Source organism: Pseudomonas sp. Van50 (genome assembly GCF_055390755.1).
This window is the reverse complement of the sequence record NZ_AP024343.1, coordinates 1,717,506-1,730,626: the sequence shown is the minus strand read 5'-3', so window position 1 is coordinate 1,730,626 and position 13,121 is coordinate 1,717,506. Positions and strand designations below refer to the sequence as shown.

At 60.4% G+C, this 13,121-nt stretch carries 13 protein-coding genes and 1 pseudogene; 4 read left to right on the top strand and 10 right to left on the bottom strand.

Going from position 1 to position 13,121, the window contains the following annotated elements; genetic code table 11:
* Nucleotides 1–20 precede the first annotated feature (20 nt).
* The 3 genes from ACZ5M5_RS07685 to ACZ5M5_RS07675 all read right to left on the bottom strand — a co-directional run bounded on the left by ACZ5M5_RS07685 (nt 21) and on the right by ACZ5M5_RS07675 (nt 3,912).
* A complete protein-coding gene (locus tag ACZ5M5_RS07685) occupies nt 21–662 on the bottom strand; it encodes a class I SAM-dependent methyltransferase (RefSeq protein WP_103310567.1) in 642 nt (213 codons plus the stop codon).
* Nucleotides 663–730: 68 nt separating this feature from the next.
* Nucleotides 731–2,380 carry a phosphoethanolamine transferase gene (locus tag ACZ5M5_RS07680; RefSeq protein ID WP_464738847.1) on the bottom strand — a complete coding sequence of 550 codons (1,650 nt, stop codon included), beginning with the start codon at nt 2,378–2,380 and terminating at the stop codon, nt 731–733.
* A 164-nt stretch (nt 2,381–2,544) separates the two neighbouring features.
* Complete coding sequence (locus ACZ5M5_RS07675) at nt 2,545–3,912, bottom strand: glutamine synthetase family protein (protein ID WP_464739336.1); 1,368 nt, start codon at nt 3,910–3,912, stop codon at nt 2,545–2,547.
* Nucleotides 3,913–4,448: 536 nt separating this feature from the next.
* Here ACZ5M5_RS07675 and ACZ5M5_RS07670 point away from each other — a divergent pair.
* Nucleotides 4,449–5,381 carry a LysR family transcriptional regulator gene (locus ACZ5M5_RS07670; RefSeq protein WP_103310563.1) on the top strand — a complete coding sequence of 311 codons (933 nt, stop codon included), beginning with the start codon at nt 4,449–4,451 and terminating at the stop codon, nt 5,379–5,381.
* Nucleotides 5,382–5,384: 3 nt separating this feature from the next.
* Here the strand turns inward: ACZ5M5_RS07670 and ACZ5M5_RS07665 are convergent, their stop codons facing one another.
* The 7 genes and pseudogenes from ACZ5M5_RS07665 to ACZ5M5_RS07635 all read right to left on the bottom strand — a co-directional run bounded on the left by ACZ5M5_RS07665 (nt 5,385) and on the right by ACZ5M5_RS07635 (nt 11,147).
* Entirely contained in the window at nt 5,385–5,750 is a 366-nt protein-coding gene (locus ACZ5M5_RS07665) for a 5-carboxymethyl-2-hydroxymuconate Delta-isomerase (RefSeq protein ID WP_060738747.1), read from the bottom strand.
* A gap of 103 nt (nt 5,751–5,853) precedes the next feature.
* The gene (locus ACZ5M5_RS07660; RefSeq protein WP_103310561.1) at nt 5,854–6,777 is read right to left on the bottom strand and encodes a LysR family transcriptional regulator; all 924 of its coding nucleotides are present in this window, start codon (nt 6,775–6,777) and stop codon (nt 5,854–5,856) included.
* Between the two features lie 228 nt (nt 6,778–7,005).
* Entirely contained in the window at nt 7,006–7,809 is an 804-nt protein-coding gene (locus tag ACZ5M5_RS07655) for a DUF6311 domain-containing protein (protein ID WP_464739334.1), read from the bottom strand.
* Between the two features lie 123 nt (nt 7,810–7,932).
* Nucleotides 7,933–9,089, bottom strand: a pseudogene (locus tag ACZ5M5_RS07650) (DUF6311 domain-containing protein); the annotation flags it as partial.
* Entirely contained in the window at nt 9,086–9,421 is a 336-nt protein-coding gene (locus ACZ5M5_RS07645; protein WP_060743069.1) for a GtrA family protein, read from the bottom strand. The gene ACZ5M5_RS07645 and the pseudogene ACZ5M5_RS07650, both read right to left, overlap by 4 nt.
* A 44-nt stretch (nt 9,422–9,465) precedes the next feature.
* Nucleotides 9,466–10,176 (bottom strand): class I SAM-dependent methyltransferase, encoded by a 711-nt coding sequence (locus tag ACZ5M5_RS07640; RefSeq protein WP_060738750.1) that lies wholly within the window; start codon nt 10,174–10,176, stop codon nt 9,466–9,468.
* Between the two features lie 2 nt (nt 10,177–10,178).
* Nucleotides 10,179–11,147, bottom strand: a complete 969-nt coding sequence (locus tag ACZ5M5_RS07635) for a glycosyltransferase family 2 protein (RefSeq protein ID WP_060738751.1) — start codon at nt 11,145–11,147, stop codon at nt 10,179–10,181.
* 302 nt (nt 11,148–11,449) lie between these two features.
* Here ACZ5M5_RS07635 and ACZ5M5_RS07630 point away from each other — a divergent pair, with 302 nt between their 5' ends.
* From ACZ5M5_RS07630 to ACZ5M5_RS07620, 3 genes are all read left to right on the top strand, one after another.
* The gene (locus tag ACZ5M5_RS07630) at nt 11,450–11,641 is read left to right on the top strand and encodes a YegP family protein (protein WP_060738752.1); all 192 of its coding nucleotides are present in this window, start codon (nt 11,450–11,452) and stop codon (nt 11,639–11,641) included.
* Between the two features lie 196 nt (nt 11,642–11,837).
* On the top strand, nt 11,838–12,644 hold the full coding sequence (locus tag ACZ5M5_RS07625; protein WP_060738753.1) for an AraC family transcriptional regulator: 807 nt from the start codon (nt 11,838–11,840) through the stop codon (nt 12,642–12,644).
* 100 nt (nt 12,645–12,744) lie between these two features.
* Complete coding sequence (locus tag ACZ5M5_RS07620; protein ID WP_060738754.1) at nt 12,745–13,113, top strand: cupin domain-containing protein; 369 nt, start codon at nt 12,745–12,747, stop codon at nt 13,111–13,113.
* Nucleotides 13,114–13,121 lie beyond the last annotated feature (8 nt).

The following is a 13,121-nucleotide window of genomic DNA, read 5'->3' as shown; positions in this document are numbered from 1 at the left end:
GAATAGTCCTACATCAAGAGTTAACCGGTCTTACGCAACACATAAACACGCGTCAGGGCAAAACCGGGCAGGAAATCCTGGTACCAAAGCACGCTGAAACCGGCCTGGCGGAACTCGGCTTCGATATCAGCCTTGTCGGCCAGGCTCCGTCGCGGGGCCTGGCCGATCTTGAGGCGTCCTTCGATTTGCACCGAAACGATCACCGTGTCGCGACTGACCCGATGAAACTCGCGCAATAGCGCCAGGCGATGCTCGCTGGCACTGACGTGGCGAAACAGTTGCAGACAGAGAATACAATCCACCGCGTTGGCCGACAGACCGAGGGTGAACGCCGAACTCGGAAAGGTCTTGACCCGCTGGAGCAATGCGCCGCCATGGTGGGTGAGCGCATGTTCGAGCATGTCCGGCGACGGGTCCGCCGCCAGGATCACTCGGTTGGCATGCTCGGCCAGTACTGGCCAGAACCGCCCCGCCCCACAGGCCACATCCAGCACCAGCCCCGGCTCGCCCGCCACCTTCAGGGCATTGCGCACCATGTGCTCGTCGCGCCAGAACGCCAGGCGCAAACGCCGAGGCGCCGGCTGGCAGCACACTTGTGCGTGTTCCCGGTCGTGTTGCCTGGCGAACTCAAGCTCGACGGTGGAAGGGGGCTGCCCGGACATACAAACGGCTCTTGGGGAATGAATGGGAACAGGTTAAACAACCCGGCGTGAAAAAAAGGTGGAAGCGATCATTCCCGGGCGAGCACGCCGTCGATGACCGCGCCGCGGCAGTTGGCGAACAGGTCCAGGTCCCGGTTGTAGACCTGGCTGTTGACTTCCAGCAGCCCGAGCATCGAGTGGAACAGGTTGTCCTGGCTCAAGGGCTTTTCCCGGCTCAGTTGCAGGCAATGGGTGTCGACCGAAAAAGACTTCTGGTAGCTGTCGGAGAACCAGGCCAGCATCGCCACGTGTTTCTGTTGCTCCGGGGCGAGCATGTAGGGCGTGCCATGGAGAAACAGGTTGTATTCGCCCAGGGACTCGCCATGGTCCGACAGGTACAGCATGGCCGTATCGACCTTGTCCTGGTTGGCCCGCAGCAGGTCGATCAGGGTCGACAGCACGTGATCGGTGTACACCAGCGTGTTGTCGTAGCCATTGACGATGCTCTCGCGGCTGCAATTGTTCAGCGCGTTGCTTTCGCACACCGGGGTGAAATGCTCGTACTCCTTGGGATAGCGCTTGAAGTACTCCGGCCCGTGGCTGCCCATCTGGTGCAGCACCAGGACCGTGTCCTTGTCGAGCGTATCGATGAAGTGCTGCAGGCCCTGGAGCAGGATCTCGTCGCGGCATTCACTGTTGGCGCACAAGGCCGGGTCCTTGAGATTGCTGAGATCCTGCAGCGTGACCCGATCGCAGGTGCCCTTGCAGCCGGACTGGTTGTCTCGCCAGATCACCTCCAGCCCGGCGCGCTTGAGCACGTCCAGCAAGCCCTCTTCATTCCTGGCCTTGCTGGCGTCGTAGTTCTTGCGTCCCATGTTGGAAAACATGCAGGGCACCGACACGGCGGTTTCGGTGCCGCAGGAATGCACGTCGGTGAAGGCGATCAGGCCGGCCTCCTTGTCCAGTGTCGGCGTGGTGTCGCGGTTATAGCCGAGGATGCCGAAGTTCTCGGCCCGGGCACTTTCGCCCACCACCAGGACAGTCAGGGATTTGCGACCGTGGGTTTGCCAGGCCGGGTTGCGGCTCGCGTCTTCGCCCACGGTGATGAACGGCTGCTTGGCCGACGCGACCTGCTCACGCAAGTACCCGAATGAAGCACCGATGTAGTTGCTCGGCACGACCATCAACCGCAATTCGTGGTGGTTACGAAACAATGAAGACAGGCCTTGGTAGTTGGCCAGGGCGACCAGGCCGATCACGGCGGCCGAAGCCACGCCGACCAGCAACTTACTTAATAATTCCTTGGGCCAACGACGGTAGTTGATTGGGGTTTTGAACAACAACCAGCATGGCAAGACACCCAACAAACAGATATAGACAAACAACTTCAGCGACAACAGGTCACGGACTTCCGTGGCATTGGTTTCAGCGAAGTTGCGCAACATGCCGGCGTCGATCAGTACACCGTATTGGGCCATGAAATATGCCACGCCAGCGCTGATCAGGAAGAGCAGCATCAGTACGGGCTTGAGCAGCGGACGGAAGGCCACGAGCGTCAACACCAGGTTGAACGCGCAGAAAATCATCAGGCCAAACGCCGCGCACATCAGCAGGCCCCGAGCGTCAGCCGTGGTGATCGCCAGCAAGTGTTGCCAGAGCACGATGTTGAAGCCCACTAACAAAAAGGCACTGGCGGCCAGCGTCACCCACTCGGGGCGCACGGCTTTAATAGTCAGCATGATGGTTGACGGTTTCCTGAAGTTGCTCTTTTAAAAAGAAGTGCCGCAGTAAACATGAAAAAATCGTTTCCTACGGCAACACAAACTTTAGGTAGCCCACCATCAATTTTTCGTGAAAAAGTTGCTATTAAATAATTATTTAAGGATCCCGCCAGGCACCTGTTTCAGGCCTGATGCAGATACCAGCGCCAATCCTGCTCGCCGACTTCCCCCATGAACTGACGGTATTCGGCGCGCTTGACCGCCAGATAAACATCCAGAAACGCCTCGCCAAACGCCTGCCGCGCCCAGGCCGAAGTCTCGAGAGCACGCAGGGTAGTGAGCCAGTCGGTGGGCAGCGGTTCGATCACCTGGGCATAGCCGTTGCCTTCCACAGGTTTCCCGGGATCGCACTGTTCACGTATGCCGTGATGAATGCCGCCCAATATCGCCGCCGCAGCCAGGTAAGGGTTGGCATCGGCGCCGCAGATACGATGCTCGATGTGCCGCGAGAATGCCGGGCCACCCGGCACCCTCAGGCTCACGGTGCGGTTGTCCACGCCCCAGGTCGCCGCCAGCGGCGCGTAGCTGTTGCTTTGGAATCGCCGGTAGGAGTTGGCGTTCGGGCAAAACATCAGCAGCGAATCGAGCAAGGTGTCGAGCATCCCGCCCACTGCATGGCGCAGCAACGGCGTGCCGTCGCCGGCTTCACTGGCAAACAGGTTGTGGCCATCACGGTCCGCCAGACTGACATGCATGTGCATGCCGGAGCCCGCCAAGTGATCGAATGGCTTGGCCATGAAACACGCCTGCATGCCGTGCTTGTGGGCCACGCCCTTGACCAGTCGTTTGTAGCGCACCGCTTCATCCATGGCTTGCAAGGCATCGCTGCGATGTTCGAGGGTGATCTCCACTTGCCCGGGTGCGTATTCGGAAATGGCGGTCCGGGCCGGGATGCCTTGCAGTTTGCATGCGGCGTACAGGTCGGCCAGGAACGGCTCGATCTGCTCCAGCTCGCGCAAACCATAAACCTGGGTGGCATGCGGTCGTCCACCGTCGGCGTCCCGTGCTGGCTGCGGCCGGCCTTGGTTGTCGCGGTGCGCATCCAGCAGATAGAACTCCAGTTCCGCTGCCATCACCGGGTAATAACCGTCGGCCTGCAGGGCCTCGATCACCTGGCTGAGCAAATAACGCGGATCGGCGATGGTCGCCGGTCCACCTTCCTGGGGATGCATGCTGACCTGCACCGCGGCCGTGGGAATCAATCGCCACGGCATGCGTTGCAAGCTGCCACTGATGGGATAGGCGCGGCAATCGATGTCACCGACGTCCCACACCAGCCCGGAGTTTTCCACATCGTCGCCATTGATGGTCAGCCCGAGAATCGTACTGGGCAGTGGCCGGCCACTTTCGTAGACCGCCAGCAACTCGTCCCGATGCAACAACTTGCCCCGAGGCACGCCGTTGTTATCGAGAATGAACAACTCGAACAGCTCGATATCGGGGTTCTGCGCGAGGAACGCCTGGGCGTCTTGCACGGGTGCAAAAGAAATTTTCGCAAGGCTCATGGGAAGGCTCGTATTTCCATGTCGGACGGGCGACAAAGCGCCGTCAATGCGTGCTCGCCGTTGTGCGAGCACGATGAGTGATCAACAGGAAACTCGAGTATCTGGAGGGCGCGCATGCCGGCAATGCCAGAGCGCCCAAAAGGCCAGCTCGGAAGGCAGCGCACTCAGGGCTGGGGCCATGGCAGGCGTGAACCGGCCGACCGGATCGACTGCGGCGTATGAAGGGTATTGGAATGCCAGGGGCGAACCGTCCATGAGCGCATCACAGGAAACACATCGAACAAGCGTCCCACGGCCCCCTGGACGGTTAAACCTGGATTTGCTGGAGCTTGGATCGGCGCAAACTAAACATAGGCAAACGAATCGGTCGTTGATCGACACGTCGTGTTCCCTACATTATCTGTCCCGTTCCCGACCATGAAAGCGCCTGCCCGGCATTCTCTTGGCACCATCGTTCCGTTAGGATCGTCAGCCTGGTTTGCGCAAGATCCGCGCAAGGAGCACAGCGAGAGACAGAACGGATGCTGAACAGTAACTCCCTCAGAAAGCTCGACATGCAGGACCTCATGGTGTTTAGCGCCGTGTACGAGCAAAGCAGTGTCACCGGCGTGTCCGAGGCATTGTGCGTCAGCCAGTCAACCGTCAGTTATTGCCTCAAGAAACTGCGAACCTGTTTCGAAGACGAACTGTTTATCAACACCCGCACTGGCATGCGCCCCACCTACAAGGCCGAGGGCATGTACGATCATGTGCGCGGCATTTTGCAAAGCATCAACCTGTGCCATGCCGGTAGGCCAACCTTTGATCCGGCCCGGCAAGCCATTACCTTCAATATCTGCGCACCGGAATATTTCGAACACCTGATCCTGCCGCAACTGCTGCAAGGCTTCGATTACGCCAATCTGCCGGTGGTGGTGAACGTGCACAAGCTCGAAGCCGACATTCCCGCCGAAGAGCTACGGGACGGCAGCCTGGACCTGGTGATCTGCTTCGGCCCGAACTTCCACAGCAACCATACCGATTTCAAATCCCGGCAGCTGTTGCAGGAGGACCTGGTCTGCGTCGTGGATAAACGGGCGACGCCGCTTGAGACGCAACTGAGCCTTCAATCGTTCGTACAGCGCCGACACGTGTTTCCGACACCCTGGACGTCAGCGACCAACATGGTGGATGGCTGGCTGTCGCAGCAGGCGCATCACCGGCAAATCGCCGCTCGCGCCAACAGCTACAGTGCCGCACTGAAGATGATCACCGGCACCGACTTCATCCTGACCCTGCCCCGCCGCATCCAGAAACTGCTGGCCAACGAGGCGATTTTCAATCACCACGAAGCGCCCAGGGGGCTGCCAGGGTTTACCTTGAACATGCAGTGGAGCCTGGCCCTCGATCAGGACAGTGCCAACGCCTGGCTACGCGAACAGATCATCAAGGCCTGCGCCCCACGCGACACCTGATCGTCATTGACCGATCAAGGCCTTGGCATACGGCTCCCGATCGATGTCGAGGATTTCCACGCACAGTTGCACGCTGACTTCGGCCGGCCATGGCCCCAGGTCCTGGATCACCGCCAGCAGGCTATCGGCCAATTGTTTCTTGATTTCCGGCGAGCGTCCGCTGAGCAAGGCCAGCTTCACGTGCACGAAACCCCGCTCGCCTATTCCTGTGCCCACTCGAAAAGTCTCGAGCTTGACGGCCCGGCTCTTGATGTCGTGCTCGGCGGAAAACTGACCGGAGGCCACCAGTGCATTGTTCAGGCGCAGCAGTGCGACCTCGGCCTTCAGCTCGGGCAGGTTGGCGGTGTATTCCATGTGCAGGTGAGGCATGTGTTCGACTCCGTTTCGAAAATATGACGAGGGGGTTTCAGTCGTCACAACCTTACCTCGACTTTATGCGTTCAGGCAGGTTTTGTTTCGCTCCAGGCCGGTGTCAGGGCTCTGCCAGGGGCACGCGTTCGCCCATGAAGGCCTCCAGGCGCGATCGCAACCAGCGCTCGGCCGGGTCACTGTCGACATGGCTCAGCCAGACCATGGACAAATCCAGGGTCGGGGTCTTGAAGGGAAAGGGCTCGTTGAACAGTTGCCCCGAGGCGGCCATGGCAGCGGCGGTATAGTCCGGCAGGCTGGCGATCAAGTCGGTGCCGGCCAGCAACGCCGGCAATGCGCTGTATTGCGGCACCGACAGCACGACCTGGCGCGTGCGTCCGATCTCGGCCAGCCATTCATCAGCGAACCCGGCGACGTTGGCGGTATGGGACACCAGCACATGAGGTCGCGAGCAGTACTCGTCCAGGGTCAGCGGCGTGTCCGATGCATCGGCACGCAACACGCGGGGTTGAATGTGTCGCAACAGTTTGCGCTTGGCGTTGGCCGGCAGGCCGCGCGTCTGGCTGATGCCCACGGTGATGTCGCCTGACGCCAGCAAATCGGGGATGCGCCAGTAATCGACATGCTGGACCACGAACACGATTTGCGGCGCCTCTTGCCGCAGGCTGCTCAACAGCGGCGGCAACAAGCCGAACTCGACGTCGTCCGACAGGCCGATACGAAACGTCATGGTGCTGTTGGCGGGATCGAAATCGTGGGTCAGGCTCAAAGCCACCGACAGCGAATCGAGCGCCGGCGAGAGATGCTGGATGATTTCCTCGGCCCGGGCCGTCGGCTCCATGCGGTGGCCGACGCGAATGAACAGTGGGTCGTTGAACATCTTGCGCAAGCGATTGAGGGCCGAGCTGATGGTCGGCTGGCCCAGGAACAATTTTTCCGCCACCCGCGTCACGTTGCGTTCAAGCATCAACGTTTCGAAAACCACCATCAGGTTGATGTCGGCCTTGCGCAATTCGTTGCGGTTCATCCCCTGCCCCCCGATTCCTTGACTGGATGCAGTGTAGAAACGCCGGGGGCTGCACGTCTATGCGCAAAAAGGCGAAGCGCCTGTGCAATACCGTCGAAGAAATTGGGAGAGGCACCCTGCTTTTGTGGCGAGGGAGCTTGCTCCCGCTGGGCTGCGAAGCGGCCCCAAGATTTTGCGGTTGCTGCGCAACCGAGCGGGAGCAAGCTCCCTCGCCACAATGAAAAAGCCCTACCTCACAATCAGCGATTTCAGCCCCAGCGCCATGACTCGCTCGTCGCTCCCCAGCCCCAGCGCCTTGGGACTGATGGCATCAGGCAACTGGAAATGCACGCGCAACCGCCCATCCGCGCCAATCGCTTCACGAATGAGCGGTGTCAGGGGCAGTTCAAGGGTGTTGTCCTGCAAGCGCGTGAACTGCGTCGACAGCGCTTCAACACCGTTGATCAAGACCTCCACCCGCTGGCGCGTGTGCGAGGGCTGCACGAACGCCGCCGCTTCGATCGAAATGGCCCGCGCTTCTGGCGGTATGCGCAAAACAACCTCAGCCTCAGGCCCTTCCGACCAGGTGCCCCACTCTTCGACGCGCCCCCAGCCCTCGGCCAACATGGCATTGATTCGGCTGAACACCTGGCGCTCACCGAGCTTGACCTGCACGTCCAGCGTCTCGTCGGCAACCGGCGGGCATTGGGCGCAGGTTTTCCAGCCCGGCGCCAACACCACGAGGCCGTCGATACGGGTCAACAGGTCGGTTTGGCGGTTGACGGTTTTCGCCGCCTGGAGCGCGGCGCGAGGGTCGAGGATGTACAACGAATCGGCTGCGTACTGGCCGCTGGCAAGCATCTGATCGGCGTGTCGCTGGGCTCGCTCGATCGCCCGGTCGCTCATGCGTCCCAGGTACACACCATCGGTTTCCAGGCCATGCGCCAGGGCGTATTGGCTGGTCAGCAGCCAGTTGTCCGGCTGGTTCTGCGGCAACAGCGTCCGGACTTTCGAATAATGACCGGCCGCGCTGGCCCAGAACGGATCGTTCATGGCCGTGGGCCAACTCGAGGCCGCCGGCACCATCCGGCTCTGGCGCAGGCCGGCCCATCCCGCGCGGGTATCCAGCACTTGCACCACCAGGGCGATGGCCAGCAGACACACCGCTGCCCGTGGCTTGTTGCCGCGGATCACCGCGAAGATGACGACAAATACGATGGCGTAGAACACGGGCCAGAACATTCGACCGGCCGCGCGAAAGACGTTTGCCAGAAGTTCAAGGGGTTTGGGCAGCCAGTAGTGCATATTCAGCATGCCGATGCCGACGTGGTTGGTCAGCGAAAACAGCGTCAGCCCGATCAATGCCAACAGCAACAGTCGCCTGTGGCGCACGGCATTCGCCAAACCGGTGTTGCCTTGCAGCAATGCCACGCCAGCGCAGATCGCCAGCATGAGGACACCCAATCCCAGGTAGTTGAAACCTTCGTAGTCCCCGGGCCCTGGGGCATGTCGCGCAAGGTGTGTGACCAGCCGCTGGGGTTGACCAGCGACATCACGTTCAAGCGATACAATCCATAACCCCCCGCCACGGTCCCGCCACCCACGCTGAAATAACCCGCCTGCCAGCAACAGAACGCAACCAGCAAAAACAAGCCACCCAGCTCGATCCAGGCATCGCGCCGGGACACTCGGCCCTTGCTGGCCTGACTGGCAAGGTCGGCCAGCCAGATCAACGCCACCATGGCCAACAGGTAAGCGTGTACCAGCGCTGTGGCGGCCAACAGCCCGCCCCAGGCCAGGCGGCGTTTTTGCACACCGGGCCGCAGCGCCAGGTACAAGGCCGCCAGGATCAGGAAATGCCCGGACAGCGACAGATGCCCGCCCATGCGCAGAAACATCGGCGGCGAAAACACCAGCAACCCGGTACCCAACAACCTGATCCACAGCGACGGCGTCAGCAGGCCGACCAGTTTCCAGCCGAACCAGGCTTGCAGGATGAAACAGGCCAGCAACCACAGGCCAAAATACTGGAACGTCTCGGGAAGCCATGCGTTGAAGGGTTTGAACACAAATGCCAGCAGCGGATTGGAGTCGGAAAAAATGATGCCGTTGCCCAATTCCAACCCATAGGAAGGGTTCGTGCCCAACGGAAAGGTCCAGGGCGAACTGCGGAAAAACGCCCAGCCCATGTAATGGGTCGCCGCATCCCCCTCCCCCAACCAGGCGATGTTCGTCGGGTCCAGCACCCGCGGGCCGATCACCAGCAGGAACGCCAGCGTACCCAGCAGTATGGGCAACAAGGAAACCAGGTGATGCTTGCCGCGAACGGTCATCGATACGTCCAGAAATTATGCAGGATGAAGGTGAACACGGGGATGATCAGCGCCACGGCCGCGATGCCCGCCAGGTAATCCAGGCCGACACGTTGGGCTACCCAGGCCACCAGCATCGCCAGCCCGAACCCGCCGATCGATACCACGACGAAACGGCCAAGGGTGCGGCCATGCAAGCGGCTGGAAAAGCTCCAGAGGGTGTTGATCAGGTACGACACCACGGTCGCCACGACAAAGGCGAAACCGTTGGCCAGTGGCGGGTTGGCCAGGATCAAGTGCACAAACAGCACGGCAGCCACCACATGGACCGCGGTGACGAGCAGGCCGGTCATGGCAAAGCGCAAGGCACGTCGCAGCAGCGGCGAGTGCGTCCAGGTCACGGCTTCTGCGCCAGGCAGAACACCGTCAGGCCGGCGATACGATTGGCCCCCATGAATGGACGCTCCAGGCTGCACAGGGTCCTCAGCACGCCATTGACCAGCGGATGATGCCGCGCAAGCTGCGACTTGGCCGGTGCCCCGGAGGTTTTGCGCTGCAACAGGCGCAGGCCGGCGGCAATGGGAAATACCAGGCCGAAGTAATACGCCCCTTGCTGGACCTGCAAACCGGCCTGCGCCACGACGCTTTCCAGTTGTTTGAGGGTATAGCGGCGCTTGTGCTCGAGGAAATCGTCATGCCCGCTCCAGAGAAACTGGAACGCCGGCACGGTGATCAGGAAGCGGCTACCGGACGGCACTTTGTCGACGTAGGCCTTGAGCAGGCCCACATCATCATCCACGTGCTCCAACACGTCCATCAGCAACACCAGGTCGGCGTCCAACGTGTCGATGGCGCGTCGGTAGCGGACCGGTTTACCGGCGGTGCTGGCGTCGGAGTCGGCCGGATAGCTGATGTCCACGCACCAGGCCTGGGCCGTTGGGGTATGGGTCAGCAGGTGATGGGAAAAAAAGCCCGAGCCGGCGCCCACGTCCAGCAACGTACTGGCCGAGGTGCCCTTGAGCATGTGGAGCATGGCCCGCGCTTTCGATCGGTAGTACCAATGCTGCTCGATATCGGGACCGAGGATGTCGGTTTCCTTGAGATCCATGGTCAGTCCTTGGCGTCATAGATGCGCCGCACCAGGAAAACCGGCCGACGCTTGGATTCGATATAGGTGCGGCCCAGGTATTCCCCCAACACGCCGATGCCGATCAGTTGCAGTCCGCCCAGGAACGTGACCGCGACCATCAGCGAGGCATAGCCCGGCAGGTCGACCCCGGAAATCAGGGTCCGCAACACGATGAACATGGCAAATGCAAAGGACACCAGCGAGACGCAAAGCCCCAGGTACGTCCAGATACGCAGCGGTTCGGTGCTGAAGCTGGTGATGCCTTCCAGGGCAAAATTCCACAGGCGCCAGCCATTGAACTTGCTTTCACCGGCGGACCGCTCCGGCCTGACGTAGTCCACGTGGGTGGTCCGGAACCCCACCCAGGCAAACAGCCCTTTCATGAAGCGGCGCGATTCGGGCAGGGTTAGAAGGGCATCGACCACACAGCGATCCATCAAGCGGAAATCGCCGACATTCTCCGGCAGCTTGTGGTCGGCGATTTTATTGTGCAGCCGGTAGAACCCGTTGGCGGAAACCTGTTTGGCCCAGGAGTCGGAATCGCGATTGATCCGATGCCCCAGCACCACTTCGGCGCCGTTGCGCCAATGGGCGATCATGTCCAGGATCACTTCGGGAGGATCCTGCAAATCGACGTCGATCGGCACCACCGCCTGGCCACGGGCGGCTTGCAGGCCCGCGCTCAACGCTGCCTCCTTGCCGAAGTTGCGACTCAGGTCGACGATGCGGATACGCGGGTCGGCCTTCTGCCTGTCCAGCAGCAGCGCCAACGTATCGTCCACGCTGCCGTCGTTGACGAACACCAGTTCCAGGCTCACCAGCGATTCATGGGCAAAGACCTGGTCGATCCTGGCCATGAACAAATCGATGGACTGGGCTTCGTTATAGACCGGAATGACAAGCGAAAGCGCTAGACGACCTTGCAGATCCGCTCCTGGATATTCAGTCACTTGATGGCTCTTTTTCTTATAGTGTTTTCAGTCCCATCGGGCTTCCGGCCCTAGGCGTCGAACCGTATTAAGCAGGACCAGGCAGGGCAACGCAAGGATCCAGTCAGAACTTAAGCCGACCACATATTCGCAACATGACTTTTCACACTGTAACGGTCAAATTCCCGGCCAGCGCTCATGCCCAGCAATATTTGATAACCAATGGAAACGAATTTCCCATAGCCAAAACCAACCACTTGGCTAGGCTTGCAGCCACATGTTCAACGCATGTCTTGAGTGAATGAATCGCAGGGAGCGAACCGATGTATTTTGAAATCTATCGACAGACCCGAGGCAACCCGAGCACCGGAAAAGGCCAATGGCGCTGGCGCTTGAGAGCCGGCAACCACGAAACGATCGCCAGTGGCGAAGCCTATGTGAACAAGAGTGACTGCCTTCATGCCGTCAGGTTGATCAAGAACGTCCATGACGAGACGCCCGTGAAAGAGATCTGAGCACCGCCAAGCGGGGTCTGTAGGAGCTGGCGAAGCCTGCGATCTTTTGATCTTGATCTTTCGCTTGAGATTCAAGTGTCTGGAGAAAGATCGCAGCCTCGTTGCACTCGACAGCGCCTACATCGCTTCTGCTTTTTGCTGTGACGATGGTTGCCAGGCAGGTAGGGTATACGGACGAAAACAGGAGGCCGGTGCAATGACTCGATCCACCCACAACCGCGACTGGCTGGTGCGGGCGCCCGAATCGAGGAAAATGGAACGCATCGAGGCTTATTTCAGTGGGCATGGCTACACCACCCATCGCCATGACACCTACGCCATCGGCATCACGCTTTCCGGCGTCCAGAGCTTCAACTATCGCCACAGCAAGCGTCATAGCCAGCCCGGCGGCACCATCGTCCTGCACCCGGACGAAGTGCACGATGGCGAAGCGGGGACCCGCGATGGCTTTCGTTACCGGATGTTCTATATAGAACCGTCGGTGATCCAGCAGGTGCTGGGGGGCAAGCCGCTGCCTTTCATCGAAGGTGGATTGTCCAGCGATCCCCGCCTCAACATCGCGACCCGTCGATTGTTGAACAGCCTGGATCATCCCCTCGACCCGCTGGAGGAAGAGGACGCCATCTACGATGTGGCCCAGGCCCTCGACGTTGCGGCGGGCAACAGGCGCGGACGGCGGCTGATCGACTACCCGGCGGCAGAACGTGCCCGCCTGTTCATCCACGATGCCCTCGACCAGGTGATCACCCTGGACGATCTGGTGCAGGCAAGCGGCAGGGACCGATGGAGTCTGTCCCGGGACTTCCGGGCGCTGTACGGCACCAGCCCCTATCGCTACATCACCCAGCGCCGCTTGAGCGAAGCCCGACGCCTGGCCTTCCACGGTACGCCACTGAGCGAAGTGGCCCTGGCCTGTGGTTTTTTCGATCAGAGCCACATGACCCGGTTGCATACACAAGCCTTCGGTATTTCACCGGCACGCTGGCTGAACATGCGACGCTAGGACAGCGACTGCGCGGCGCAAAAAGCTGCACGATCATCCAATACGCACACTGGCTCGAACCATAAAGTAGGACGCACCACCCCACCAAGGAGATGCCTCGATGACCCGTTACGCCCCCATCAACTTCGCCCAGAAATACACCCTGTTCCAGGAACAGTGGACGCCGAAAGTCGTGGCCGAAATGAACGACTACCAATTCAAGATCGCCCGGCTCGAAGGCGACTTCATCTGGCACGCCCACGCCGATACGGATGAAACCTTCATCGTGCTGGAGGGCGAACTGCGTATCGACTTTCGCGACGGCGCGGTGACGATTGGCCCGGGCGAGATGTACGTGGTCAAAAAAGGTGTGGAGCATAAGCCCAGCGCCGCCCAGGAAGTGAAGCTGCTGTTGATCGAGCCTCGCGGCGTGATCAATACCGGCGAAGAAACCAATGAGCGAACGGCGGTCAACGATGTCTGGATCTGACTGAGCCA

What these genes read in the sequence shown, in the direction of transcription:
- ACZ5M5_RS07640 (WP_060738750.1), bottom strand. Translation starts at nt 10,176, where the DNA reads ATGGATCTCAAGGAAACCGACATCCTCGGTCCCGATATCGAGCAGCAT.
- ACZ5M5_RS07630 (WP_060738752.1), top strand. Translation starts at nt 11,450, where the DNA reads ATGTATTTTGAAATCTATCGACAGACCCGAGGCAACCCGAGCACCGGA.
- ACZ5M5_RS07660 (WP_103310561.1), bottom strand. Translation starts at nt 6,777, where the DNA reads ATGAACCGCAACGAATTGCGCAAGGCCGACATCAACCTGATGGTGGTT.
- ACZ5M5_RS07625 (WP_060738753.1), top strand. Translation starts at nt 11,838, where the DNA reads ATGACTCGATCCACCCACAACCGCGACTGGCTGGTGCGGGCGCCCGAA.
- ACZ5M5_RS07670 (WP_103310563.1), top strand. Translation starts at nt 4,449, where the DNA reads ATGCTGAACAGTAACTCCCTCAGAAAGCTCGACATGCAGGACCTCATG.
- ACZ5M5_RS07620 (WP_060738754.1), top strand. Translation starts at nt 12,745, where the DNA reads ATGACCCGTTACGCCCCCATCAACTTCGCCCAGAAATACACCCTGTTC.
- ACZ5M5_RS07655 (WP_464739334.1), bottom strand. Translation starts at nt 7,809, where the DNA reads ATGAACGATCCGTTCTGGGCCAGCGCGGCCGGTCATTATTCGAAAGTC.
- ACZ5M5_RS07680 (WP_464738847.1), bottom strand. Translation starts at nt 2,380, where the DNA reads ATGCTGACTATTAAAGCCGTGCGCCCCGAGTGGGTGACGCTGGCCGCC.
- ACZ5M5_RS07645 (WP_060743069.1), bottom strand. Translation starts at nt 9,421, where the DNA reads ATGACCGGCCTGCTCGTCACCGCGGTCCATGTGGTGGCTGCCGTGCTG.
- ACZ5M5_RS07685 (WP_103310567.1), bottom strand. Translation starts at nt 662, where the DNA reads ATGTCCGGGCAGCCCCCTTCCACCGTCGAGCTTGAGTTCGCCAGGCAA.
- ACZ5M5_RS07665 (WP_060738747.1), bottom strand. Translation starts at nt 5,750, where the DNA reads ATGCCTCACCTGCACATGGAATACACCGCCAACCTGCCCGAGCTGAAG.